This window comes from Gordonia paraffinivorans, from assembly GCF_900683595.1.
Classification (GTDB): Bacteria; Actinomycetota; Actinomycetes; order Mycobacteriales; family Mycobacteriaceae; genus Gordonia; species Gordonia paraffinivorans.
Genome location: NZ_CAACYD010000007.1, coordinates 309,612 through 334,045 on the forward strand (window position 1 = coordinate 309,612; position 24,434 = coordinate 334,045).

Annotated in this window: 23 protein-coding genes; 6 read left to right on the forward strand and 17 right to left on the reverse strand. The window is 69.2% G+C overall.

Going from position 1 to position 24,434, the window contains the following annotated elements; all coding sequences use genetic code 11:
• Positions 1 to 54: 54 nt before the first annotated feature.
• Positions 55 to 1,632: an MFS transporter gene (locus tag E1P53_RS14400; protein WP_371831002.1), complete on the forward strand. Its 1,578-nt coding sequence runs from the start codon at positions 55 to 57 to the stop codon at positions 1,630 to 1,632.
• Between the two features lie 149 nt (positions 1,633 to 1,781).
• Positions 1,782 to 2,246 (forward strand): DUF4442 domain-containing protein, encoded by a 465-nt coding sequence (locus E1P53_RS14405; RefSeq protein WP_109239241.1) that lies wholly within the window; start codon positions 1,782 to 1,784, stop codon positions 2,244 to 2,246.
• A 93-nt stretch (positions 2,247 to 2,339) separates the two neighbouring features.
• On the opposite strand, the gene E1P53_RS14410 is transcribed toward E1P53_RS14405, so the two are convergent.
• Positions 2,340 to 2,906: a TetR/AcrR family transcriptional regulator gene (locus E1P53_RS14410; RefSeq protein ID WP_131734711.1), complete on the reverse strand. Its 567-nt coding sequence runs from the start codon at positions 2,904 to 2,906 to the stop codon at positions 2,340 to 2,342.
• Between the two features lie 120 nt (positions 2,907 to 3,026).
• Here E1P53_RS14410 and E1P53_RS14415 point away from each other — a divergent pair, with 120 nt between their 5' ends.
• Positions 3,027 to 4,235, forward strand: coding sequence for an oxygenase MpaB family protein (locus tag E1P53_RS14415; protein WP_131734712.1), 1,209 nt, complete (start codon positions 3,027 to 3,029; stop codon positions 4,233 to 4,235).
• A 3-nt stretch (positions 4,236 to 4,238) separates the two neighbouring features.
• Here the strand turns inward: E1P53_RS14415 and E1P53_RS14420 are convergent, their stop codons facing one another.
• The 12 genes from E1P53_RS14420 to E1P53_RS20595 form a co-directional block, all read right to left on the reverse strand.
• Positions 4,239 to 4,871: a pyridine nucleotide-disulfide oxidoreductase gene (locus tag E1P53_RS14420; RefSeq protein WP_131734713.1), complete on the reverse strand. Its 633-nt coding sequence runs from the start codon at positions 4,869 to 4,871 to the stop codon at positions 4,239 to 4,241.
• 141 nt (positions 4,872 to 5,012) lie between these two features.
• On the reverse strand, positions 5,013 to 5,726 hold the full coding sequence (locus tag E1P53_RS14425) for a TetR/AcrR family transcriptional regulator (protein ID WP_006900131.1): 714 nt from the start codon (positions 5,724 to 5,726) through the stop codon (positions 5,013 to 5,015).
• Positions 5,727 to 5,780: 54 nt separating this feature from the next.
• Positions 5,781 to 6,512 carry an ABC transporter ATP-binding protein gene (locus tag E1P53_RS14430; protein WP_006900130.1) on the reverse strand — a complete coding sequence of 244 codons (732 nt, stop codon included), beginning with the start codon at positions 6,510 to 6,512 and terminating at the stop codon, positions 5,781 to 5,783.
• Positions 6,509 to 7,456: an ABC transporter ATP-binding protein gene (locus tag E1P53_RS14435; RefSeq protein ID WP_131734714.1), complete on the reverse strand. Its 948-nt coding sequence runs from the start codon at positions 7,454 to 7,456 to the stop codon at positions 6,509 to 6,511. The genes E1P53_RS14430 and E1P53_RS14435 overlap by 4 nt, the downstream gene beginning before the upstream one ends.
• The gene (locus E1P53_RS14440) at positions 7,449 to 9,452 is read right to left on the reverse strand and encodes an ABC transporter permease (protein WP_006900128.1); all 2,004 of its coding nucleotides are present in this window, start codon (positions 9,450 to 9,452) and stop codon (positions 7,449 to 7,451) included. Before E1P53_RS14440 ends, E1P53_RS14435 begins: the two co-directional genes overlap by 8 nt.
• A 168-nt stretch (positions 9,453 to 9,620) precedes the next feature.
• Positions 9,621 to 10,889 carry an ABC transporter substrate-binding protein gene (locus tag E1P53_RS14445; RefSeq protein WP_006900127.1) on the reverse strand — a complete coding sequence of 423 codons (1,269 nt, stop codon included), beginning with the start codon at positions 10,887 to 10,889 and terminating at the stop codon, positions 9,621 to 9,623.
• Between the two features lie 351 nt (positions 10,890 to 11,240).
• Positions 11,241 to 12,404: a phosphatase PAP2 family protein gene (locus E1P53_RS14450; protein WP_131735335.1), complete on the reverse strand. Its 1,164-nt coding sequence runs from the start codon at positions 12,402 to 12,404 to the stop codon at positions 11,241 to 11,243.
• A gap of 128 nt (positions 12,405 to 12,532) precedes the next feature.
• Complete coding sequence (locus tag E1P53_RS14455) at positions 12,533 to 13,813, reverse strand: hypothetical protein (protein ID WP_131734715.1); 1,281 nt, start codon at positions 13,811 to 13,813, stop codon at positions 12,533 to 12,535.
• Positions 13,814 to 13,976: 163 nt separating this feature from the next.
• Positions 13,977 to 14,552, reverse strand: a complete 576-nt coding sequence (locus E1P53_RS14460; RefSeq protein ID WP_131734716.1) for a TetR family transcriptional regulator — start codon at positions 14,550 to 14,552, stop codon at positions 13,977 to 13,979.
• A 66-nt stretch (positions 14,553 to 14,618) separates the two neighbouring features.
• On the reverse strand, positions 14,619 to 16,853 hold the full coding sequence (locus tag E1P53_RS14465) for an MMPL family transporter (RefSeq protein ID WP_131734717.1): 2,235 nt from the start codon (positions 16,851 to 16,853) through the stop codon (positions 14,619 to 14,621).
• A 152-nt stretch (positions 16,854 to 17,005) separates the two neighbouring features.
• Positions 17,006 to 18,175: a Vgb family protein gene (locus E1P53_RS20825; RefSeq protein ID WP_244941194.1), complete on the reverse strand. Its 1,170-nt coding sequence runs from the start codon at positions 18,173 to 18,175 to the stop codon at positions 17,006 to 17,008.
• The gene (locus E1P53_RS20595) at positions 18,172 to 18,915 is read right to left on the reverse strand and encodes a hypothetical protein (protein ID WP_220398984.1); all 744 of its coding nucleotides are present in this window, start codon (positions 18,913 to 18,915) and stop codon (positions 18,172 to 18,174) included. The genes E1P53_RS20825 and E1P53_RS20595 overlap by 4 nt, the downstream gene beginning before the upstream one ends.
• Before the next feature lie 239 nt (positions 18,916 to 19,154).
• Here E1P53_RS20595 and E1P53_RS20830 point away from each other — a divergent pair, with 239 nt between their 5' ends.
• Positions 19,155 to 19,697, forward strand: a complete 543-nt coding sequence (locus tag E1P53_RS20830; RefSeq protein ID WP_244941195.1) for a hypothetical protein — start codon at positions 19,155 to 19,157, stop codon at positions 19,695 to 19,697.
• Between the two features lie 36 nt (positions 19,698 to 19,733).
• Here the strand turns inward: E1P53_RS20830 and E1P53_RS14480 are convergent, their stop codons facing one another.
• Positions 19,734 to 20,120: a DUF5997 family protein gene (locus E1P53_RS14480; protein WP_006900118.1), complete on the reverse strand. Its 387-nt coding sequence runs from the start codon at positions 20,118 to 20,120 to the stop codon at positions 19,734 to 19,736.
• Positions 20,121 to 20,161: 41 nt separating this feature from the next.
• Between E1P53_RS14480 and E1P53_RS14485 the strand changes: the two genes are divergently transcribed.
• Positions 20,162 to 20,917 carry a LysR substrate-binding domain-containing protein gene (locus E1P53_RS14485; protein ID WP_131734718.1) on the forward strand — a complete coding sequence of 252 codons (756 nt, stop codon included), beginning with the start codon at positions 20,162 to 20,164 and terminating at the stop codon, positions 20,915 to 20,917.
• 73 nt (positions 20,918 to 20,990) lie between these two features.
• On the opposite strand, the gene E1P53_RS14490 is transcribed toward E1P53_RS14485, so the two are convergent.
• Together E1P53_RS14490 and E1P53_RS14495 are read right to left on the reverse strand one after the other, a co-directional pair.
• Positions 20,991 to 21,716: an NADPH-dependent F420 reductase gene (locus E1P53_RS14490; protein ID WP_247603471.1), complete on the reverse strand. Its 726-nt coding sequence runs from the start codon at positions 21,714 to 21,716 to the stop codon at positions 20,991 to 20,993.
• 37 nt (positions 21,717 to 21,753) lie between these two features.
• The gene (locus E1P53_RS14495) at positions 21,754 to 22,806 is read right to left on the reverse strand and encodes a hypothetical protein (RefSeq protein ID WP_131734719.1); all 1,053 of its coding nucleotides are present in this window, start codon (positions 22,804 to 22,806) and stop codon (positions 21,754 to 21,756) included.
• Positions 22,807 to 23,251: 445 nt separating this feature from the next.
• Between E1P53_RS14495 and E1P53_RS14500 the strand changes: the two genes are divergently transcribed.
• A complete protein-coding gene (locus E1P53_RS14500; RefSeq protein ID WP_131734720.1) occupies positions 23,252 to 23,920 on the forward strand; it encodes a hemerythrin domain-containing protein in 669 nt (222 codons plus the stop codon).
• On the opposite strand, the gene relB is transcribed toward E1P53_RS14500, so the two are convergent.
• Positions 23,893 to 24,354, reverse strand: coding sequence for a type II toxin-antitoxin system RelB family anti-toxin (relB, locus tag E1P53_RS21060; protein WP_083900217.1), 462 nt, complete (start codon positions 24,352 to 24,354; stop codon positions 23,893 to 23,895). The two genes, E1P53_RS14500 and relB, sit on opposite strands and share 28 nt — an antisense overlap.
• Between the last annotated feature and the right edge of the window lie 80 nt (positions 24,355 to 24,434).

Below are 24,434 nucleotides of genomic sequence, written 5' to 3' on the forward strand. Positions count from 1 at the left end.
TGAGGTGCCCACCCCGAGCGCGGTGAATCCGCCCGCGCGTACGATCTCCCGGTGATGTCGACGACCGACCGGATCGATGAGGGGACCGCTCCGCCGCGCTCCCGTGCAATTCTGGCCGCGCTCATCCTCGTGGCCGGCGTGGCCAACATCAACCTCGCCGTCGCGAACGTCGCGCTGCCGGACATCGGCAAGGATCTCGACGCCAGTTCGACGCAACTCAACCTGATCGCCGTCGGCTACTCCCTGGGGCTCGCGGCCTCCGTGCTGTATTTCGGCGCGCTCGGCGACCGCCACGGCCGCAAGCGCATGCTCGTCTTCGGCATGGCGCTGTCCATACCGGCGTCGCTGGTGGCAGGTTTCGCGCCCGATGTCACGGTCCTCTTCGGTGCTCGCCTGGTCGGCGGCATCGCGGCGGGCCTGGCGTTCCCTACGACGCTCGCGGTGATCACCGCTTTGTGGTCGGGTCCCAAGCGGACCCGGGCCATCGCGGCGTGGTCGGCCTTCGGCGGGGCGATCTCCGCGCTGGGGCCGGTGATGTCGGGTGGCCTGCTGGAGGTGTTCAGCTGGCATTCGGTGTTCTTGGTGACGCTGCCGCTCGCCGTCCTCGCGCTGGCCGTCGCATGGAGGCTGGTGCCCACCGACACCGGTGACGAGGCGGCGGTCGTCGACAACCTCGGCGGCGTCGTCTCGATCGTGATGGTCGGCGCCCTGGTCCTCGCGATCAACTTCGCACCCGACGGCGATCAGCGCCTGCAGGTCTACATCCTGGGCGCGATCGCGGTCGTCGCCGGTGCGGGGTTCGTGTGGCGGCAGCTGCACGTGCGGGTTCCGCTGTTCGATCTCCGGATCGCGGCGCGACGCACGTTCTGGGTCGCGGCGGTCGGTGGACTCATCGTCTTCGGCACGCTGATGGGCGCGATGTTCATCGGCCAGCAGTACATGCAGAACGTGCTCGGCTACTCCACGCTGGCGGCCGGCGCGACGATCCTGCCGGCGACGGCCGCGATGGTCGTCGTCGCCCCGCGGTCGGCGAGACTCGTGCAGAGCATGGGCTCGCGGTTCACGCTGCTGTCCGGGTACGCCTTCATCGTGGCCGGGATGGTGTTCGCGATGTTCGCCTGGGATGAGAACGCCCACTTCTGGCATGTCGCCGTCGTCTACGTGTTCGTCGGCATCGGTGTCGGCCTGGCCGGCACGCCGGCGTCACAGTCGCTGACCGGGTCGGTGCCGGTCCAGCGGGCGGGCATGGCGTCGAGCATGTCCGACCTGCAACGCGACCTCGGAGGTGCGATCCTCCATTCCACGCTGGGCGCGATCCTCACCGCCGGTTACGCCAAGCAGCTCCACCAGAGCATCGAGGACTCGCCGCAGGCCGGGCAGGTGACGCAGCAGACCGAGAACGCGTTGACCAAGTCGTTCTCGAGCGCCGAGGTCCTCGCCGAGCGCTATCCGCAGTACGCCGACGAGATCATCTCCGCCGCACGCGATGCCTTCGTGCACGGCGACAAGGTCGCGTACGGAGCTGCGGCCGGGATCGTGCTCCTCGGCGTACTCATCGTGCTGGTCTTCTATCCCGACCACGAGGGCGAGAAGCGGGCGATGGCCGAGTTCGCGGCCAAACCCGATCTCTGACGCCTGCGCGACGGAGGGTGGCGCCGGTCACTTCCGCCGGACACCTCTTGACCGTGACCGCTGGTCCCTGTTTCCTTTTCTCCTATGCAGACCTACATAGGCGGGTCGGCTGGCGTCGAGGATGCGTCGACGGGAGGTCGGACATGCGGATGACCGCGCGGAAGATGCGAATCGGGATGAACCTCTGGCCGCCGTTTCTCGGTGCGGGGATCCGGGTCACCCACATCGCGGACGACTGGTCGTCGGCAACCGTGGCCCACCGCATCACCAGGTTCAACCGGAACTACTTCGGCACCGCGTTCGGCGGGACGCTCTCGGCCATGACCGATCCGTTCTTCGCGCTGCTGCTCATGCATCGACTGGGCGAAGGGTACGTCGTCTGGGATGCCGCCGGCGAGATCGACTACGTCAGCCCGGGCCGGGGCCGCGTCACCGCGACGATGACGATCGATCCGGCGGTCGTCGAACAGATCCGGGCCGACACCGCAGACGGTTCCAAGAGTCTCACGTGGTTCGAGACCGAGATCGTCGACGAGCGGGGCGTCGTCGTCGCGCGGGTGCGACGACAGGTGTACGCGCGCCGGCTTCGGGAGAGGTCCGCGGTCGCGGCCTGACCGGGTGATCGATGACGGCTGCCACCGCGGCGGGCCGTCGCCGGAACGTGCTCGCCCGCGGCCGGTTGCCCGAACCCGACACGAACCGGCGGATCAGCTCGCTTCGGGAGTGTCGAAGGCCGCGAGCAGCATTCGCGCGGCCGTCGCGATCAGTTCCCCGCGGTCGGTCTCCGGCGGCCGCAGCAGCGCTATGCGCAGGCACAGGCTCGCGGTCGCGCCCATCGTGAGGAACACGAGGTCGTCGATCGCCGCGTCGTCGAGGTCGGGTCGCAGCCGTGACGGCAGGACGCGGGCCAGCGGCAGCAGCGGCCGCTCGACCTCGGCCCAGGCCTCGCCGAATCCGATGTTCTGCAGTTCGAGTGCGGCCCGCAGGACCGCCGCGTGGGATTCGAAGGCCGACACGAGTGTGTCGACGACGGTGATCATCGCGGCGAGCGGTTCCCGGTCCATCGCACGACCGATACCGCCGGCGAGGGACGCGGTGATGTCGCGGACCGCGTTCAGGCGCAGTTCCTCGACGATCGCGTCCATGTCGGCGAAGTAGCGGTAGACGGTTCCGATGCTGACGTGGGCGGTGCGGGCGAGTTCGGCCGTCGTCGGCCTGCGCTCCGGGTGACGCTCGAGCAGCTGCAGCGTGGAAGTGAGCAGTCGTTGCCTCATCTCCCGCGCGCGCTGCTGTCGCGGGGACCTTCTGGCCTGTTGAGAAGGTCGTTTCGTGGGAGGTGAAGGGCTCACAGAAAGTGAATGGTAAGTGAGTTCGTCTCGTGTTCTGATGGTTTCATGGAACCGATCCCCACCGATCTCGTGAACGCCGACCTCGCGGTCGCGCGCTACGGAGAGGCGGGCCGGGTGTGGCTCGAGCAGATGTGGCTGGGCGACCCCCTGGCCGACGCGGTCGCCGGCGACACCCACCCCGGCGGGACATCCACCTCGCTGCTGCGGACGGCTCTCGAGCGCGGCATCGACGCACTCGACGACCCGACCGAGTCGATGCGGGACCTGTTCGCCTTCCTCGACGACGAACCCGAGTGGGTCGATCACGACCGCATGGCCCGCGCCGCCGACGCGCTGATCGTCAACACCGCGCCGCTGGGGATCGTGCTGGGCGCGGCGTCCCTGGTGCGCGGGGCGGGTAACACGATCGCGGCCAAGCCGCTCGCCGTCACCGGGCGATACGTGTCGCAACCGGCAGTTCGTTCGGTCGAGGTCGGCGAATGGCTGAGTCGGGTGATCACCCCGGGCGGGATGCGCCGCCGCGGTGGGGGATTCGCCTATACGGTGCGGGTCCGGATGATCCACGCCCACGTCCGGCAGATGCTGTGGAGGCGGGGCGACTGGGACGAGGAGGCCTGGGGGGTGCCGATCCCGCAGCCCTACATGGCTTTCACGATGGCCGAGTTCGGGCACATCGCGATCGAGGCGATGCAGACGCTGGGGGTGCGGTTCACCGATCGGGAACTCGACGACATCTATCACCTGTGGCGCTACGTGGGTCACGTGATCGGCATGAGTCCCGAACTCAACCCCACGTGCGAGGCCGACCACGTCCGGATCGAGGAGCTGTATCGCCTGACCTCGCCGGGGCCCGGACCGGACGACCGGGACTTCGTCGTGGCGCTCACCGACGACTACCTGGTGCCCGAACTCGCGAATGTCCTTCCGGGGCCGTGGAAGTGGCGTCGCCGCATGGCGACCACCACGATGCACGGACTGCAGCGGGTCTTCATCGGGGACCATGACGCCGATGCGCTGGGCATTCCCGACGTGAAGATCAAGCATGTGCTGGCCTGTGTCGGACCGGCCCTGTCGCTGGCGAGCCGGGCGCAGCGCCTGGGCGGCGAGCGCCGCGCCCGCGCCCGGGTGGAGAGGGCCTACCGGGCGCGCGAGGCGGAGTTGGAGCGCATGCGAGCCGAGTACCGCCTCGCCGGCGACCTGGTCGACGCCGCGCCGGATGCCGCGAGATCGGGTCAGCCGGCGGCGGTTCGGTGACCATCAGCCCCCGAACCGATCCGCGGCGCTCACGTCCTCGGAGAGGCAGTAGCCGAGTGAGATCGGCTGGGCAAACGTCCACGTGATCTGGCCCGCCGTGCAGGTGATGGAGTCGTCGCCACGGTCGACGGCCCTGGCGATGACGGTGTTCTCCACCGGCGTCGCGTCGCAACCGACTTCGCGGTAGTCGACGAGCTTTCCGCCGTTCACCGGGATCTGATAGCACGATCCGGAAGCGAAATTCGGTGTCAGGCACAGCTTCTTGTCGCCGTCGGCGAAGGTGAGGCTCGAGGTGTGGTCGGCGGTGCACTCGGCCGAGGCGTCGACCTTGCTCGCGGCGTAGAAGGTCAGTCCGTCGGTTCCCTCGCATTTCTGCTTGGTGGCCTTCACCTTGCCCTCGCCGGCCTCCGCCCCGATCTGCAGGCACTCGCCCACCTCGATGTCGGAGGCCTCCTCGACGGTCTGGGCGCCGAGGGAGAAGCTGCAGGCGCCGAGGGCGCCGAAGCTCATGCACGCCATGCTCACGGTGACGCGCCGGCCGATCTGCCACAGCGGTCGACGCGGAGCAGGGTCGGGGCCGATCTCGGTCGGCGGCTCGGGGAGTTCGGTCGGACGGACACTCTGTGGGTGCGACATCGGTTTTCCTCTCGGCAGAAGCGGCGGGTGGTGACGAGAGAAAGAATCGCGGCGGGCGCTTGCAGGCCGCTTGGGGTCGGCTTGCCCGGTCCTTGGACCGCGCGGCCGTCACGCCCGGCATCCCGGGGGCGGCGTCACAGGTCAGCGCTGGTCGAGTGAGGCGTCGAGCGCTCGGAGTTGCTCGACCCGGACGTCGCGGAGCACGGCCAGGGTCGCGGTGATCGCGATGTCGCAGGCCTCGTCGATGCCCGCGCCGTCGACGATGAGCGCCCGGTGGGCGACGTCGAGGCTCATGCCGAGCAGCAGCGAGGCGAGCGTGTCGGCGCCGGCCCCGATGTGGGCACCCTGTTCGGCGTAGTTGGCGCGCAGGCGTGCCGCGATCCTCGGCTCCAGCGCGGCGTACAGCCGCCGGTTGCTGTCACCGCCCTGGGTGTGTCCCATCAGCACCCGCAGTCCGGCCGGGTGGCGGCGTGCGTAGTCGAACAGGCCCTGGACCGCGTGGCGGGCCCGGGCGCCGTAGGGCATGTCCTCGCTTTCGTCGTAGATGCGGAACATGAACGAGGTGAAGGTCTCGAGTTCACGCGTGATGACCCGGGACACGAGGGCGTCCCGGGACCCGAAGTGCGCGTACAGCGTCACCCGGGTGGTCCCGCCACGCTCGGCGATGGCGGTCATGGTCGCGCGTTCGGCCCCGACCTCCGCGATCACCTCGCAGGCGGCGTCGAGCAGCTCGTCATCGGTCGGCCGGTTGCGTGTGCTGCGGCCGGGGGATACGGGTGGGACGTCCCCTCCATGGTCGTGCGGACGGACGGAACCGCCGTGGTCCTTGGGGGCCTCGTCGTCCACGGTGACCATCCTCCGGCGGTTTCGTCGTGGTTCCTGCCCGTCTCGCGGCTCAGGAGGCCGGGCTCAGGAGGCCAGATCGTCGACGGTGCGGCCGAAGTACGCCGCCTCGACCCGGTCGCGGTGGCTGCGGAGTTCGGCGGCGCTCGCCGACAGCGCGACCCGGCCGTGGTGCAGCACGATCGCCGAGTCGGCGATCCCGAGCGCGAGATCGATGTGCTGCTCCACCAGGACGACGGCCATCTGGTGTTCGTCGGCGATCGACCGTAGCCGGGGGAGCAGGTCCTGCACCGCGACCGGGGACAGACCGAGGCTCATCTCGTCGATGAGCAGCACCTTGGGGCCCGCCAGCAATGCCTTCGCGAGGGCGAGCATCTGCTGTTCGCCCCCGGACAGATTGCCGCACTGGCGTGATCGCATCGTCTTCAGCCTCGGGAAGTACGAGTAGACCGTGTCGAGTCCGGTTCCGTTGCGCCGCTTGGCGAGCCGGAGATTGTCCGAGACTGACAGCTTGTGGAACAGTCCGCGCGAGTCGGGGACCAGGATGACCCCGCGCCGCGCGTTGCGCTCGATGCGGCGGTCGATCGGCTCGCCGAGCGCCGTGACGGAGCCGGACATCAGCGGCAACGCGCCGACGGTCGCGAGCAGGGTCGTCGTCTTCCCCGCGCCGTTCGGGCCGAGCAGCGCCAGGATCTCGCCGGGCCGGACCGCCGCGGACAGGCCGCGTACCGCGGGCACCCCGCCGTAGCCGACAGTGATGTCGTCGAGCGCGAGCACCGGATCTGCCTTGTCGCTCATCGGTTCTCCTCATGCTCGTCGTGGGGCGGGCCACCGGGCGAGGGTGCGTCGCCGGTGGATTCGGATCCGGTGACCAGGTCTGTGTCGGGCGACAGGGCGCCGGTCGCCTCGAGTTCGGCCACCGCATCCGGATCGACCTCGGGCGAACCGAGGTAGGCGGCGACCACGGCCGGATCGTCGGAGATCTCGGCGGGTGTGCCGCTGGCGATGACCTTGCCGAAGTCGAGGACGTACAGGCGATCGCAGACGTCGAGCACCAGCGACATGTCGTGGTCGATGAGCAGGATGCCGATCCCGGTGGCCGCGATCCGACGCAGCTCGGCGCCGAAGCCGCGGCTCTCGTGGGTGTCGAGGCCCGCTGCCGGCTCGTCGAGCAGGACCAGCCGGGTGCCGCCGACGAGAGCCCGGGCCACACCGACCAGCTTCTGTTGTCCGAGGGTGAGTTCGCCGGGGAGGGCGTCTGCGGCATCCCGGAGCCCGACCAGATCGAGTGCCTCGCCGATGGTGTCCGCCGGCGGCCGGGAACCGTTGAGCACGTCGGCCAGCATCGCCCGCAGCCCGACGGGTTGGACTGCGACGGCGAGGTTCTGGGCGACGGTCAGGTCGGTGAACAACTCGCCCGCCTGCCACGTCCGGGCCACCCCGGCCCGGCGCCGGCGGTGGGGTGGGGCCTTCTCGAGGTGCTCCCCGCACAGGGTCACCGAACCGGTCGCCCTGGTGAAACCGGTGACGGCGTCGACGAACGTGGTCTTGCCGGCGCCGTTCGGCCCGATCAGCCCGACGATCTCGCCGGCCGCGACCGCGATGTCGATATCGGAGTTCGCGGACACGCCGCCGTAGCGCACCGACAGGCCGCGGGTCTCAAGCAGCGGCGTCCGGTCCAGTACGGAACCCGATGTGCGCGAGGCTGTCTCCGGCGTCGCGGGACGGGGTGTCTCAGACATGCGCACCTGCCTGTGTGGTCTGGGCGGCGCCGGGCGCCTCGGGTTCGGACGGCGGCCTACGCCGTGCGGGGCGCAGTTTCTCGTAGATCTCGGAGATCGCCCCGGCGACGCCCACCGGATTGGTGATCGCCATCAGCAGCAGGCTTCCCGCGGCGATGAGTTCGTAGTACTCACCGAGCGACAGGGTCTGGTTGAGGAAGACGTAGCCGATGCCGAGTGGCCCGATGATCCCGGCGATGACCGCACCGGCGAACGACGTGATGCCGCCGACGTAGGTCATCGCGAGCAGCGTCAGCCCGATCATCACCGTGAACGACCCGGCCGACAGCTGGCCGCGGCTGTACCCGATGAGGCAACCGCCGATGCCGGCCAGGAACGCCGACAGCGCGAACCCGAGAAGTTTGGTTGCGGCGACGTTGATCCCGACCGATGCCGCGGCACGTTCGTTGGATCGGACCGCGAGGAATGCGCGTCCGGTCGATCCGCCCATGAATCGCAGCACGACCAGGGTCGCGATCGCCACCACGACGAGGACCATCAGCGCGAAGCGGAGGGTGACCAGGTTGGTGCCGTCGCGCACCCCGAGGTCGATGCCGAAGATCGACGGGTCCTCGATCAGGTTGCCCTCGAACTTGGTGATCGCGGGGTTGTTGAAGACGAAGTTCTGGATGGCCAGCGCCGCGGCCAGGGTGACCACCGCGAGTTGTGCGCCGCGGATGCGGAGGGCAGGCACGCCGACCAGGATGCCCAGGCCCGTCGCGATGAGCGCCGAGAACAACATGTCGAACGGGAACGGCACGTTCCAATTGGTCGTCAGCTTCGACAGCGCGAAACCCGCTGCGCCGGCAAAGGCCATGGAGGCCAGCGAGATCTGTCCCAGGTAACCGGTGAGGAGCACGAGCGACAGGGCGATGAGCGAGAGGATCACCGAGGTGACCACGCCGTAGCGCCAGGTGCCCTCGGTGAGCACGATGGCCACGACCACCACCGCGATGATCGCGGCGGCCGGGACGATGCGGATGCGCGGGATGCGGACCGCGGGCATGCGCACCTCGCCGAGAGAGCCGCGCGAGGGGATGCGTCCGCCGAGGAGGAAGAGCGCGATCACCACGATGACGAAGGGCAGGGCGTCGCCGAGCCCGGACTGAGCCCACTCGGGCCACCAGCTCTTGGTGGCGAGCCACTGGATGACCGACTGGAACACGCCGAGGACGAGGCCTGCGGTGCAGGCGATGCCGAACGAGGTGAGGCGTCCGACGAGGGCCACCGCGAGCGCGGGGATGACGTAGAAGGTGTAACTGGTGACCGTCAGTCCGAGGGTGAACGAGGCGAGGACGACGATGAGGCCGGTGGCGGCGCCGGTGATGGCCCACACGATCGCGGCGAGCCGGTCGGGGGAGTAGCCGGTCAATCGTGCCGCGAGCTCGTCCTCGGACCCGGCGCGGGTCGCGACGCCGAAGGTGGTGAGGCGGAAGTAGGCCCACATCAGCAGGGCGATGGCGATGGCGACCCCGGCCAGGATCAGGTCGGAGACGTTGACCACCGCGCCGCCGATCTCGACGGTGTCGTCGGGCAGGATCGACTGTGCGAAGAGGTTCTCGGTGTCGAAGCGCAACTGGACGAGCGCCTGCAGGAACAGCATCAGGCCCACCGACGCCACGACCTGGGCGAGCACCGGCGCGTGGCGCAGGGGTCGGAACACGAGTACGTGGGCCAGCAGGGCCCAGACGACCGCACTCACCACACCGAGGACGATGGCGAGTTCCATCGAGGTCGGGTTGTCGTCGCTGCCCAGGCTCAACGACCCGATGGGGAGGACGAGGGTGCCGTCGGTGCGCAGCGTCGCGACGAGATAGACCGAGTAGAGGCCGATGGCACCCTGGGCGAAGTTGATGATGCCGGTGGCGGCGTAGATGCCCACCAGCGACGACGCGAGCACCGAGTAGATGGCACCCAGGGACAACCCGAGGAAGGCGAAATTCAGGAACTGGGCCATGTGGCGCACTCATTCGTTCGGGACGGACGGGAGACGGGAGGGCGGGAGACGGGAGGGCGGGAGACGGGGGCCGAGAGGCGCCGCAGGGTAGCGGCCGGGGCTCGGGCGAAAAGGCCGCGCGGTGGGGCGGACCCGATCCGGTCCACCCCACCGCGTCGGCTCATCGTGTCAGTATGCGCCCGGGATGCGCTGCAGCGCAGCCGGGTTCGGCGTGATGAATCCGCCGGTGGCGGGTTCGGTCTTCTTGTCGTCGACCACATTGAACAGCAGCATCTCGGTGGTGCAGTTCGGTGTCGTCGGCTTGCCGCAGTTGAGCTTGGGGCCGATGAAGGACTGGTAGTCCTTGACCGCCTTGAGCGCACCGAGGATGCTCGGCCCGGTGTACTCGGTCAGCTGCGCGTCGGTGAGGATGCGGGTGAAATCGGCGAGGATCGAGAAGGTGCCGTAGGCGTAGAAGCCCTTGGTGCCGTCCTGCTCGTCGATGAACTTCTGTGCGGTCTCCAGATTGCCCTTCACCTCGGCCGGGGTGGAGTCGAGGGCCGGGGTCTGCCAGAACGGCGAGTACGTCTGCGCGCCGACGGCCTGCGAGCCGAGGGTGTCGATGAACTCGGTGCAGGCGGCCAGGAAGATGGTGCCCTCGTAGTTCACCGAACGCAGCGACTGTGCGAGCTTGGTGCAGGTGTTGTCGTTGGGGGAGGTCATCAGGCCCGCGGCGGACGGATTGCCCTCGGCCAGCTGGCTGGCCAGCTGTGTGAAGTTCGGGCCGGCCGGCGGGTAGTAGACGCCCTTGACGTCGATGCCGAGTGCGGCGCCGAGCGGCTTCATGAGACCGTCGAACACCTGATGTGCCTGCGGCAGATCGGCGTTGGCAAGGGTCAGCGAGTCCTTGCCGTCGGCCTTGAGCTGCTGCATGAAGCCGACGAGGAAGGCGGCCGGAGGCGGACCGAAGTACACACGGTTGTCCGCGGAGGCGCCGGTGATGGTGCTGTAGGGGATCTCGCCGACCAGCGGGATCTTCGCGGCGGTCAGGATCGGGACCGCGGCAGCCGATTCGGAGTTGAACGCGTCGATCGCGGCCACGACGCCGGCCTCGACGAACTGGTTGGCGCACGACACGGTCGACTCGGGCGCGGTCTGGTCGATGCCACAGTCGACGATCTCGATCGGGCGTCCGTTGATGCCGCCGATCTGGTTGTTGATGTAGTCGATCGCGGCCTGCTTGCCGGTCGTGACGCCCGGCTGGATGCCCGGACCCTTGGACGGGTTGAACAGACCGATCTTGATCGGCTCGCCGGAGGCCTTGGTGCCGCTGGAGTCTGCGGCGGAGCCGTCCGATCCGCCGTCGTCGCTGCTACACGACACGACCGAGAAGATGCAGGCCGCGGCGACGGCGACCGCCGCCAGGCGTCCTGCTCTCCGTGTATTGGACCAACGCATGTTTCGACTGCCTTTCCCGATGAGGTCCGGGCGCGCCGCCGGCGGTCCCGGTGCTGTCAGGGCACGACGACATGGCCCCGGCGGGGCGTGGGAGGTGATTGAGTTCGTTAACCCAGTCGTCTGTCTGGGTGCGAGAGTCGGCACCATCCGACCTGGTAACGGAGGTGAGCCCACCTCGTGTGTGACGTGGACCACCCGAAAATTAGCCGTAACCTTACGACGGTGTCAAGCTGTTCGGGCAAATTGGACGCGCAGAAGCGGCACTGGCGCCACGGCATGACGGTGCCGCCCGAGTGGGACAGATGATTCACTCTGTCGCAACGAGTTTCGCGATGGAGAAGATCCGTGCGGTCAGCGAACGGTGACGCGGCCCTGTTCGTCGACGCTCACGGTCGCGTTGTACGCGCGCACGAGATCGATGCGCTGCCACGACGAGTGACCCGGTCGCTGGTCGTCGAGCGGATGGCCGGCCGGCAACGCGGTCGCGACGAGGATCCGGCGGAGCTGGGCATCGGTCAACGACGGGAACGCGGGCCTGATCAGGTCGACGGCCCGGTGCGGGACGATCATCCGGTGGTTCTTCGCGCCGATCTGCGGGAACCCGTAGGTCAGGTGGTCGGTGTAGATGCGTTCGGCGTCGGCGTCGTCGAGGTACGGGGTGTCCGCCGAGATGCACACGGAGAGCGCCGCGCCGCAACGCCATTCGAGCTCGCGCCGGATCTCGGTGGCGGACTGATCGAGCAGGCGCCGGAACTCGGGGTCGTGACGCCGGTCCGCGGCCGCGGCCTGACCGACCATGGCGCCGCCGATCACGTCGAGCGGGTAGTGCACGCCGAGCACGATGCGGTGGTAGCCGCCCTCGGCGGCCCGCGCCAGGAACTGTGGTCCGAGTTCCGGGAACATCGTCGCGAACAGCGTTCCGCGCCAGAAGAACAGAGCCGAGTGCCCGGACGGGTAGGAGGGGTTGGTACGGAGCGAGGCGTATTCGTCGACGCCGCCGCGCATGTACCTGCGGATCTTCGTGGGTGCGACGACGAACGGGCGGGGATTGTCGAAGACGTACTTCTCGACGAGGGTGGCGCTCGCCGGGCCGCCGGCGCGCGCGAGGTAGTCGCTGAAGAGGGCCTTGGTCTTCGGCAGACGGCCCGCGGCCAGTGCGGCGCGGAAGTCGCGGCCCAGTTTCGCGCCGAAGGCGTCCGACATCGTCCACAGCGGGTCGTCGTGCGCGTCGGCGAGGGCGCGTCGCTGCCGCGCGGGATCATCGGCCGCTCCGTTGTTGATCTCGATGACCTTCGCGAGGTTGGACCGCATGATCGCGGGGTGGTCGCGGCGCACCTCGGCGAACGGGTCCACGATCTGCAGGTAGGTGCCGCCGGGGTAGGACGAGATGTCCGACGCATAGAGGCGGGCGAGATCGGTGACGGGGAAGGGCTCGGGCGTCGGTTTGCCCGGTGCGGCCTGGGCGGGCGCGACGAGCGCGATCGTCGCGGCGACGGCGGCCGCGGCGGTGATCACCGGTGTCGCCAACCGGACCAGGCGAGACCGTCTGGAAGTACGGTCGAAAGCGGTGCGGGGCCGGGCGACGCTGTCCGAGATCACTTCACGATCGTAATGGGTCGATCGCCTGATGTGCGGCAACGCCGTCAGCAGCGCGGGCTTCCCGGGAACGCCGGGACGCCGAGTCGGCAGCCGACGGCGGTGACCGCACGGATGCGGGCCTCCGGATTGCGGCGTTCCAGCGCGGGCAGCAGGCCGTCGGTGACCACGGCCTTCTTCGCGGCCGGCGTCGTCGCCTCCGGGTTCAGCACTCCGCGCACGCGAGCGAAGTTCACGAGCTCGTCGTAGACCATCGACAACGCGGCCTCGGTGGTCCGGTCGTGCGGATCGAGGCTGTGGAAGTCGACGCCGGTCTCGTATTCGTGGCGCACTGCGTGCGGGCCCTGGTCGCAATCGGGTTGCAGCAGATCGATGTCGAAGCTGCGGCGCCCTTGGGCGGGCGGGGCGATCGTGCCCTCGTCGGTGCACTCGTGATGGGAGATCCGGTCCCCGAGCGCGTGGACGTAGATGCCGATCCGCGCGTTGGCCGACTGCGGTCCGACGTGGGCGTCGAAGCGCTCGGAGGTCACCCCGTCGGTGATGACCTGGCGGCCGGTGACGTTCTGGAAGGGGATGGGGATCGGGTCGACGAGGCTGTACTTGCCGTTGATCGGAGCCGGGTTCGGACCGCCGTAACACGTTGTGCCGGTGGCATAGTCACCGCGAGCGGTGCGGTCGGTGAAGCCGCCGGTGCACAGCGGCGCGTTGCTGCCGGGGCCTTCCATCGCCCAGCGTCGGATGTGGGTGAGCATCACCTCGTGCCGCGGGTCGTCGACGTCGGGGCGCAGTCCGTTCGGCAGGGGCGAGCGGGGTCCGCGCATTGTCGGCAGGAAGTGGAAGAGGAAACCGCCGGTCTTGAAGTGGGTGCGGACGAGACCGCTGATGTCCTTGGTGGTCAACGCCGCCGCGTTCGGGACCGGGTTGCCGCGCATGTCGCGGGGTCGGAAGGTGCCGAGATCGGTGGCCTCGCTGTACGCCGCGATCCAGTAGGCGTCCTGCAGCGAGAAGCCGATCTTGCGGGCCATGATGTACGTCGAATCGGTGTGCACCAGGCTGCGTCCGCCGAGGGGTTGCCGCAGCGTGTAGCCGTAGCGGAAGAACGCTCGGGCCCCGCAGATCGGGTCGTGGGCGTCGCTGGGCGGACACGCGAACGGCAGTGGTGCGCAACTGTGCGGCGGTGCGCCGGGGGTGTAGCAGACGTCCTCGGCGAACGCTCTGGCCTTCGGCGGCGAGGCGACCAGCAGTCCGGTGGCCGTCAGTGCGACGGTCAGCAGGACGGCGGAAAGGGCACGGGCGGTGAGACGACCGCCGAGTCGGGTGATTCGCATGCTGGCAACCTCCTGCGCACGGATCAGGTCATGGTAGGCGCGCAAAAGGCCTGTGTAGGGCGAATCGGTCACGGAGGTCTCAGGTTTTTCTCAGGGTCCTCCGGAGGTCGCGCGTCGTCGACGTGCGGAGATTCGCGGGTGAGGCGTCGAATCGACAACGCGCTCAGTCCAATGGGAGTCCGCGTTCGAGCAGGTCGATGGCTCGCAGAGTGGTCTCGAGTTGTGGTTGCGAACGGTTCTCGTCGGCCTCGGCGGCGATCCGGAAGGCGACGCCGGCGACCGCGTCGAGGAAGACGCCGAGCGCGAAGTCGTCGGCGTCGCGGGCGAGGTGGTCGGCGACCAACTGCCGCATCCCGGAGATGAGGCGGTCGGACTCGGCCTGAAAAGTCTTCTGCAGCAGTGGTTCTGATCGGATCAACTGACGGCGCAGCGGGTTTCCGATCCACGGGTCGTCGGCGGAGACGCGATCGAGTTCGGTGAAGAACCGCCGGATGAGGTCGAAGTGACCGAGTCCCGGGGGCATCGTCGCCATGATCGCGCGCATCTGTGCCTCCAGGTGGGCCCCGCCGACGATCACTTGTTCCTTGGTGGGGAAGTACCGGAAGAACGTGGTGTGTGAGACGCCGGCGGCCTCGGCGATCTGCTCCACCGTGGTCTTGGCGTAGCCGTGTTCGGAGATGAGCCGCAGTGCCGCCTCGCGAATCGCGGTGCGAGTGCGTTGCTTGTGTTGCTCACGCAGGCCAGGCCGACGCCCCGGGGGGGGGGGTTCCCGGGGCGTCGGTGGCCCGACGCGGCGCCGGCATGGTCAGCGGGCCGGGACCGTCGCCTTCTCGTCGGCGTCGGGCTCACCGGTGCCCGGCTCGGCGAGCCCGCGATGGCGGACCGACTCGCCTTCGATGTCGAAGTTGATGACGAGCTTGTCCAGCCAGCGCGGCAGACCCCAGGCGCGGTCGCCGAGCAGTGCGATGACGGCCGGGACGACGAGCATGCGGATGACGAAGGCGTCGAACAGGACCGCCGAGGCCAGCGCGAAGCCCATCATCTTCGCGGTGGTCTCCGGCGAGAGCATGAACGCGGCGAAGACGCTGATCATGATGATCGCCGCCGAGGTCACGACGCGGGCGCCGTGACGGTAGCCGGCCACGATCGCCTCCTTGGCCGTCATGCCGTGGATGTACTCCTCGCGCATGCGCGTCACCAGGAACACCTGGTAGTCCATCGCCAGGCCGAACACGACGCCGATCAGGAAGATCGGCAGGAAGGAGATGATCGGCTGGGTGTGGGTGATGAGACCCAGCCAGCCCTCCTGGAAGATCGCGACGGTGATGCCGAAGGTCGCGAGCACGGAGAAGATGAAGCCGACGGTCGCGATCAGCGGCACCCACAGCGAGCGGAAGACGCCGATCATGATCAGGAACGCGAGGCCGACCACCACGATCAGGTAGGGGATGAGCGCATCGTCGAGCTTCTGAGACAGGTCGGACATGATCGCGGTCTGTCCGCCGACGTGCAGCTCCGCGCCCTGCTCCTTCACCGTCGGCGAGTAGTCGCGGATCTTCTCCATCAGTTGGTGCGTCGTCTCCGAGGACGGAGCCGACTGCGGGGTGACCGTGATCAGCGCGGTGTCGCCGTTCTGCCCGCCCTCGTTGCCGATCCAGGTCAGCGCCTCGGGGTTGACGACGTCGGGCAGGGTCGCGATGTGCTTGACGGTCTCGTTCGCGATGGGGGCGATCGGCGCGTCGTCATCGTGGACGACGACGAGCAGCGGTCCGTTGATGCCCTCGCCGAAGCCCTTGCTCAGCAATTGTTGCGCGGCCGCCTCGTCCTGGGTGGCCAGCGACAGGCCCAGCTCCATCTTGGTGGCGGGAATGGCCGCCGCGACCAGCACGACCAGGCCGACGACGATGAACGGGATCGGCGCCTTGACCACGGTGCGCCCGAGGCGGGTGCCCAGGGTCTCGCCGTCCTCGGACTGCTCGGCGTGCTTGATCCACGGGATCCTCGGGCGGAATGCGAAGCGCCCGAATGCGCCGAGGAGGGCCGGGATGAGCGTGAGCGCGGCGAGCACCGCGATGAGCACGGCGACGGCGGCTCCGGCGCCCATCTGCGTGATGATCGGGATGCCGATGACCACGAGCGCGACCACCGCGATGATCACGGTGAGGCCGGCGAACACGACCGCGGATCCCGCGGTGCCCACCGCCCGGCCGGCGGCATCGGCCGCCTCGCCGCCCCGGGCCAGTTCCGTCCGGTAGCGGGACACGATGAACAGCGCGTAGTCGATCGAGACCGCGATGCCGAGCATCGTCACGATGGCGGTTGCCGACTGGTTGATCGAGAGCATCTCCGCGGAGAGCGTGAGCAGCATGATCGTGATGGCGACGCCGACGATGGCGGTCACGAGCGGGATGAACGCGGCGATCAGCGCGCCGAAGGCCACGATCATGACGACGAAGGCGATCGCGAAGCCGATCAGCTCGGCCGAGCCGCCCGCGTCCATGACCTGCATCAGAGAGCCGGTCGCCTCGACCTGCAGGCCGTTGCCCCGGTTCTCGTCGAGGATCTTGACCAGCTGGTCCTTGTTCTCCTTCGTGAGGTCCGCGACCTTGATGTCCTGGCGGACCTGGATCAGGCCGACGCGTCCCTCGTCACCGAGCACCTGGGGTGCGATGGCCGGGTCGACGGCGGCGGCTGCGACCGGGTTCACCACGGTCTGCGGCGCGATGACGTCGGGCAGCCCGCGCAGGTCCTCGGCGAGCTTGTCGATCTGCTCGGTGTGGTTGCGCAGGCCGTCGTCCGCGGCGACCAGGATGCTCGTCGAAGCGAGCTCCTGTTCCTTCATCACCTGTGGGAAATACTCCTGCACCTGATCGGTGGCGGTGCCGGAGTCGGTGCCGGGCAGGCTGAAGTCCTGGGCGAACTTCGGCTGCAGGGCGCCGACCGCCGAGACGACGGCGATCATCGCGATCAGCCAGGTCGCGATGACGACCCATTTGTGTCGGAAGGAAAACCTCCCGAGTGAGAACAGAAGCGACGCCATGGTGTGGGGGAACCCTTTCGGTTTCTCGAGATACCGGGCCGGGGCAGGCCCGCCGTTCGGACACATGGCATCGGTCGCCATATGTGTTAGCGACTAACACTAGTGACCGGATACCACTCCTGCCCAGGTCGAGTCCCCTCTGGCGCGCGGACTCACCTCAGTGCGACGGGTGCGGCCGCGCCGACGAGGGCGACGATCTGCAGGCCGTCGGGGTTGGTCTGGAGCGGGATCTCTTTCCAATTGTTGGTGACCCACACATTGCCCGAGGTGTCCACGGTGAGTCCCGTGCTCCGGGTGAGGCCGTCGAAGAAGTAGCCGGTGACGTCGGGCGAGATCGCGTCCCCGGTGCGCTTGCCGGGCGGGCAGGTCGAGGCGTTCGCACCGCAGAACTTGGAGACGCGCTTGCTGGCGAAGTTGCCCACCCAGACGTTGCCGTCACCGTCGGTGGTGACGCCCCACGGGATGGTGATCCCCCCGCCGCGCAGCGGTCCGACGAGTCGCTTGCCGGCCGGGTCCAGGGCCGACACCGAGCCGAACGACCCGGTACCGGTCGGCCGGTCCGGACACGGCATGGTGATCACTCCGGAGTTGGCGATCCACACGTTGCCGCGTGCGTCGGTGGCCAGGCCCAGGGGATTGTCCACGTGCGGTCCCGTGATGGGCGCCCGCAGCGGGCGGCCGTCGAGATCGAGCATGGCGATCGAACTGGACTCGAGGCCGCTGACGAACAGGGCCCGGCCGTTGTCGACGACGTGGAACGGTTGCTCGACGCCGACCTTGATGTTGCGTGCCCGCGACGGATCGCCGCCGGGGTAGACCGTCAAAGAGTTCGACGCGCAGTTGGCCGCCCAGATCGATCCGTTGCGATCGGTGGTCATGCCCTGCGGCCAGTCCATCGCGCCCCGGGTGAAACCGCTTGCCGGGGAGAGGGCCTGGCCCTGCGGGCTGAACTTCGACATCGAGTTGTGGGGCGGCTGGAGGTTCGCGGGACAGCCGGGTGCGGGCGCCGCGAAGCCGAAATTCGCGACCCAGATGTTCCCGCCGTGATCGCGGGTGATGCCGTAACCGGCCCCGCTGAGTCCGCCGCCGGTGATCGGTCGGCCGCCGCGGAGCTTGCCGTCGGGTGCGAACCGGAACAGGTACTTGCTGCCGCACACCGGGGTTCGGGGGTCGGCGTTGAACTCGTAGTTCGAGTTCACCCAGATGTCGCCGTCGGAGCCGACGACGAAATTGCCCGGGCCGGAGAGCAATCCGCCGCCGCCGTCGAACCTGAGGGCGAGCGTCCAGGCGGCCGGCGGCAGCGGCAGGCCGCCGGGATTCACCGGTCGACGCAGCGCGACACCGAAGAGTCCGGCGGGTCGTGTTCGGGACTCTTGGCCATGTGGGCCATCGACTCGATCAGGTTCGCGGGCCGACCGCTCAGGGGTGTGGTGGTCGCGGACCGCAACGCGCCGCAACCGTCTGCGCCCGAGGTGCAGGCCGCCAGCGCGTTGGTGAGCGAGATGAACGCCCCGAGCGTCGACGTCGCGGAGCCGTTGGGCGGCGAGGTGAGGGTGGTCCCGAGTCGGCCGCTGACCGGGTCGGCGAGATTGGCGGCCATCATCGCCGCCCCGCGAACGCCCGGTGCCCGGCCGGCGATGCTGGTGCCGTCGAGGAACTGTGCCATCGCATAACCCGTTGCGACGGTTGTCCTCTCGTTGATCGTGAGGCGCCCGGGAATCGCGGGCGACACGGCTGCCAGTGTGGTGAACGCGCCGGGTTGACCCGCCGGGGTGGCCGTCACGTAGAACGCCTCATCGGGTCCGGATTGCTGCGTGGGTCGGAGCCGGAAGTGTCCGGACCGGTCGGTGCGGGCCGTTCCGGCCGGGGTGGCAGAGGCGGTGCCGGTTCCGGTGATCCAGGCACGCACGTCCCAGGAGCGGTCCGGGCCGGCGGTCGACACGACCCCGGCGATGCCGGGGTCGGCCGGTGTGGCGGCCGCTTCGGGGGAGGGGACGACGCCCATGGTGGCGGCGACGCCGATGATCGCGGTGAGGGTGGCCGGGATGTGCCGGAACCGCATGGGTACTCCTCGATGGGGCGAGCGGTCCCTCCCGGTGGCCGGGGTGTCCGCACTGTGGAATTTGTCGGAAGCCTAGCGTCTGTCCGCCTCTCGCACCGGGTGATCAGGGCCTCCGGTTTGCCAGTCGTGTGTCGTCCCGGTCCACCGAACGTCCTCGCCCCGTCGATCTCCGGTGCTCTTGCGGCGGCCGGACGCGGTGTGCGACGGTCGGGTGACGAGGCACGACCAGCGACCGAAAGATGCTCATGCACTTCCTCGTCCGCACGTCCGCAACCGTCCTCGCCGCGCTGGCACTCACCGTGGGTGGTGTCTCGGCTGCCGGGGCCCGGCCCGCCCCGAGACCGGCGGCGCTGCCGGTGATCGCCTTCGACCTCCCCGTTCGCAACGGGTTGGAGATACCGCCGGATGTCGCAGGTGGGACGCTCTCGCCCGTGCGGGTCGTCGGAAAGCCCGCGATGCGGACGCTGCAGTATCCACCGCCGGCCGGCGGCGTCGAGTTCGACGTCGCGAATCCGGCCCCGCACAAGTATCAGTACGAGTCCCGATTCCTGTCGATCGCCTGGCGCAACGTGGCGACGGGCAGGTCGGGGGTCCTGCGTCTGCGGCACTGGCAGAAAACGCAGACCTCGGACGGCTACGCGTCGACGCTGCCGACGTCGGCCGTTGCCGAGACCGGTTCCGGCGCCGTCGTGGCGACCGTGCGGGTCATGCGGGACAACCTCGAGCGGCCGCCACAGGTGATCGACGCGATCCCGGGACTCAACGCGCTCACCGTCCCCTGACCGCTCCCGGGTCGGCCCCGACCGGCCGTGCCCCGCTCAGTCGTCGGCGTTCTCGGCTTCCTCGCGTTCGCGACGCTTGTCCTCGCGCAGCGACTTCAGGCGTCGTTCCTCGCGGCGCACCTCGATCTGCTTGGCGCGTTCGACCGACAACCACTCGGGCATCTCTTCCAGCAGTTCGTTGATCTGCGCGGTGGTCAACGCCTCGGTGATCCCGTTGCGAACGAGCGCCGAGTTGGACACGCCCAGCTTGGCGGCCACCAGGTTCTTGGGGTGGGGGCCCTCGGCGCGCAACGTGCGGAGCCACTCCGGCGGGTCGGCCTGCAGTGCGGCGAGCTCCTCGCGGGTGATCGTGCCCTCCCGGAACTCGGCAGGGGTCGCCGGCAGGTACACGTCCAGCTTCTTGGCGGCGGTGGCCGGCTTCATCGACTGCGAGCTCATTCCCCCAGGGTATCGGGCGGTAGCCTTTGCTCGTGACCACACCCGACGCCCCGACGTTCCGCCTGGCGTACGTCCCCGGCGTGACCCCGGGCAAATGGGTCCGCATCTGGCAGGAGCGGCTGCCCGACGTGCCGCTCGACCTCGTCGGTGTCACCGTGGCCGAGTGCGCGCCCGCGATCGGCCGGGGAGATGTGCAGATGGCGATCACGCGCCTGCCCGACGCGTTGCGCCATGGTGATCCGGGACCGCACCACACCATCGAGCTGTACGAGGAGACCACCGTCGTCGTGGTTCCCAAGGATCACGTGCTCACCGCCGGAGACGAGCTGACGCTCGACGATCTCACCGACGAGCACTTCCTCTGGCCGCTCGACGAGCCACTGCGCATCGACGAGCAGCCCGGAGCCGCCATCGAGCACCGGCCCGAAACCGTCGCGGACGCCATCGAACTCGTCGCGGCGGGGATCGGCCTGCTCCTCGTCCCGATGTCGCTCGCGCGACTGCACCACCGCAAGGACCTCGCGTACCGGCCGGTGACGGATGCCCCGACGAGCACCGTCGGATTGCTGTGGCCGCAGCCGACCGGTGAGTTCGCCGACGAGTTCATCGGAATCGTGCGCGGCCGCAAGGCGACCTCCTCGCGGGGTCGCGCCGCCGAACCGGCCCCGAAGCGCTCGGCCAAGGAGAAGGCCGCGGCCAGGCGCGCCGCCCGCGAGGCGGCCGGAAAGATCCCGGGCAAGAGCGCGCGCAAGAAAGCCGGCGGGCGCCCCAAGCGGCGCTGACGTCGGCGCTTCCTCTGCGGGGCAACGGATGTCACAGTGCGCGACATGCCGCGCCTGCCCGCGGGCGCGGGGCTCAGGCGGCTCGCCACTCCGCAGTGCGCTCCGGTGACGCCTCGGCGAGCGCGGCGATCGTGTCGTCGACGCCGAAATCCTTGCCGTACACGGGTGTTCCGGGCTGTTGCCGCCACGACTCGGCGAGCGGTCCGGCGTCGACGGGATCGAAGCCGAGTTCGTCGACGATGCCGAACACGATCGTCTTGCCCTCCGGGTCGTCACCGGCGACCGGCAGGGCGATGCGGCCCTCGGCGCCGGCCGGGAGACCCTTCTCGAGCAGGTGCTTCCAGTAGATCCCGTTGAAGACCTTGTAGACCGGCACACCGAGGTGTTCGGACACCCACACACTCTCCGGTGTGCCGTTCTCGATCGCCTCGATGAGGCCGTCGCGCTGCTGGGGGTAGTAGTTGTTGGTCTCGATCACCGGTGCGCCGGGCTTGCGCGCGTCGACGATGCCGGGCGCCAGGTCGGGCACGTTCTTCTGCGGGATGGAGACGATGACGAGGTCGGCGTCCTCAGCCGCCTCGGCCGCCCAGACGGGGGTCGCCCCGGTTTCTGCCGCGAGGTCGGCGAGTGTCTCAGGGGCACGGGAATTGGCGACCCGCACCTCGTGTCCCAGCTCGGTGAGACGACGGGTCAGCGTGCCGCCGATGAATCCTGCTCCGATGATCCCGATCTTCACTGTTGCACCCTCTGTTCGGCGATGGATTGACCTTCGGCGCAACGACGCGGTGGGACGGTCCATTCCGTGTGGAGAGGCGGGTGTGACGCGAGAGACCCGATCAGCCCGAGGCCCTCAGGCGTCGGCGCAGGGCGTCGACCAGCCGCCGCCACCAAGGAGGACGCCCGAATTCCTCGAGAAGTCCGGTCGCGATCTCCGGCGTCAGCAGCTCGTCCGGGATGAGCAGCACGTCGGTCGAGGTCCGCGAGGTCACCCGAAGCGAGGTGCCGAGCCGTCTGACCCGACGGATCGAGGCACGGTCGAGCGTGCGGTCGTACGTGCCGAGTCGCAACCGGATTCGATCGGGCCCGTACTCGGCGCTCACCGGGGTGCCGGGCGGCGCGGTCCGCCGGAGCCACCAGCGGCCGAAGAACGGCGTGAAGAACAACAGGGACATCGTCACGATCGCCGCTCCGGGGAGCGCAGCCATCGCATACGCCTCGACGGTGAGCAGTGCGACGAGGGGAACGAGACACGCGAGGTAGAACAATCCGAGCGTGAAGGGCCTGAGCATGGAGCGTCGCAGCCGGTCGGCCAGCCCTTCGTCGGCGATGTACTCGACGCGGCTGGCGTCGTCGACGTGATCGACCCTCCGGGTCATCGGGGGCGGGGGGCCGGCGGATTCGGCGGACACCGTCGCGCTGAGGGGGCGGCGGGAGAACGGGCGGCGCCCCTCGTATCTCTTCAGCAGGTCGTCGCGGATCTCGGGCGGCATCAACTCGTCGGGGATGATCAGCCGCGTCCCGAAGCCGGCGACGGTGAATGTCGCAGTCCTATCGCGATACCGGACCCATCGGATGCCGTCGACGGGGACCGTCGAGACGTTGCCGGCCCAGCCCGCGGAGATCTCGTCGGGCCGGAACTCGGCTGTCATCGGCGTGCCCTCAGGGATCTTCTGGGCCCACTCGCGCGCGGCGGCCCGGTAGAGGAATCCCCAGGTGAACAGGCCCGCAAGCGCGAGACCGCCCAAGACGCCGAGGGCGAGCGTGAGGAGCACCTTCGAGAGGGGTTCCCCGATCGCGTCGAACACGAGTGAGGCGGTCGGGACGATGACGATGGCCGGGATGAGCATCAGCCACACCAGTGGCTGGTCGAGGTAATACGTCCGGCCCATCCGGTTCGTGATGTCCCGTGTGGCGACCGCAGTTGTCCGAGTCCCCGGTCTGCCCGCGGCAGAGCCGGTGGGCTGGGGCGACTCGTTCATTCCGGCCTCACCGGGCGCAGGTTCCGCGCCGGCGCTCCCGATCTCGTCGCATCGTTCCCCCTGGTTCTTCGTATCGGCTCGACGTCGCAGGCGTCGAGCCGAGGATACGACGGGTCGCCGAGCGCAGGTGTGCGCCACGTCCTGGTGCCGTCGCCGGCCGGTGCGGTTGTTGTGGTGAGCATGGCGGCTCCCCGTTTGTGAGGGGCGGCGGCACGGGACGCTGCATGCGCCGGCGAACCTGCGACAGGCGGGGTCGCCGACTGTGGGAGTGGTGTGGGAGTGCTGTGCCTGGGAGCGAGGGGAGCCGGGAACGAGGCTGGATGTGTATCCATCACAACCAGTTTCGGAGGTTTCGATGACCGCCATCAGCCCTGCCGCCCGAGAGCTTCCCGACGTCAACGAGATGTACGTCGTGCATCGCGTCTTCCGTCGCGAGTTCACCGCTCTCCCGGCGCTCATCCGTGCCGTCGCCGCCGGGGACACCGCGCGCGCCGCGGTGGTCGCCGAGCACCTGACGCTCGTCCTCGACGGATTGCACATGCACCACACCGGGGAGGACGAGGTGCTGTGGCCACTTCTGCAGGTGCGTGCGGCACCGTCGACCGCCCTGTTCGAGACGATGCAGCACCAGCACGGCGTCGTCGACAGCCGGACCGAGGCCATCCGCGAGCACGAGGCGGCGTGGACGCAGGACCCGACGCCGGCCGGCGGCGAGCGGCTCGCGCACCTCGTGGAAGACCTGGCGTCGGCGCTCTTCGAGCACCTAGAACTCGAGGAGCGGGAGATCCTCCCGCTGGTTACCTGCCACATCGCCGTCGACGAGTGGCGGAAACTGTTCGAGCATGGGAAGGACACGATGACTCCCAGGCAGCTCCCGTTGATGTTCGGTGCCGTCCTCGAGGACGCCGACCCCGACGAGCGCGCACGCATGCTGGGCCAGTTCCCGATCCCGATCGCGCTCTTCCTGCGCACCGTCGGCTCGTGGCAGTACCGCCGCTACATCAGGCGAGTGCGCGCCGCGTGAGTTCCTCTGCCAGGCGACGGATGTCGGCCTTGGTCGCGGCGCGGCCGGCATGCCGACGCCTCCAGGTCCGGTGACGGTGACCAGTCGCCTCCCGTCGGATAGAAGCGCCGCGATGCATTAGATGTCGGTGTCACAACCGACGAGTTCGGTCGCCGGCGTGCTGACGGACCACCTCCCGGGGCTCGGCGGGGCGGACGCCGGCGCGTCGGGAACCGATGCGCCGAGTCGGGCGCGCTCGGCGGCGTCGAGCTCGAGCGCGCCGGCCAGCGCTCGGACGGTGTGCGGGTGGGGCGGCGACGTTCCCCACGCTCGAGTGCGCTGACGGCCTTGGCGGAGATCTGGGCCCGCTCGGCCAACTCCTCCTGGGTGAGATTGCGGGACCTGCGCAGACGTCGCAGAACAGCGCCGAAGCCGTCGTCGTTCGCCTGTGCCACAGGTGGGACGGTAGCGGACTGTCGGGCCCGTCACACGGGTCGTCGCGAAGGTGGACGTCCCTGGTCCGGCCAAGAAGTCC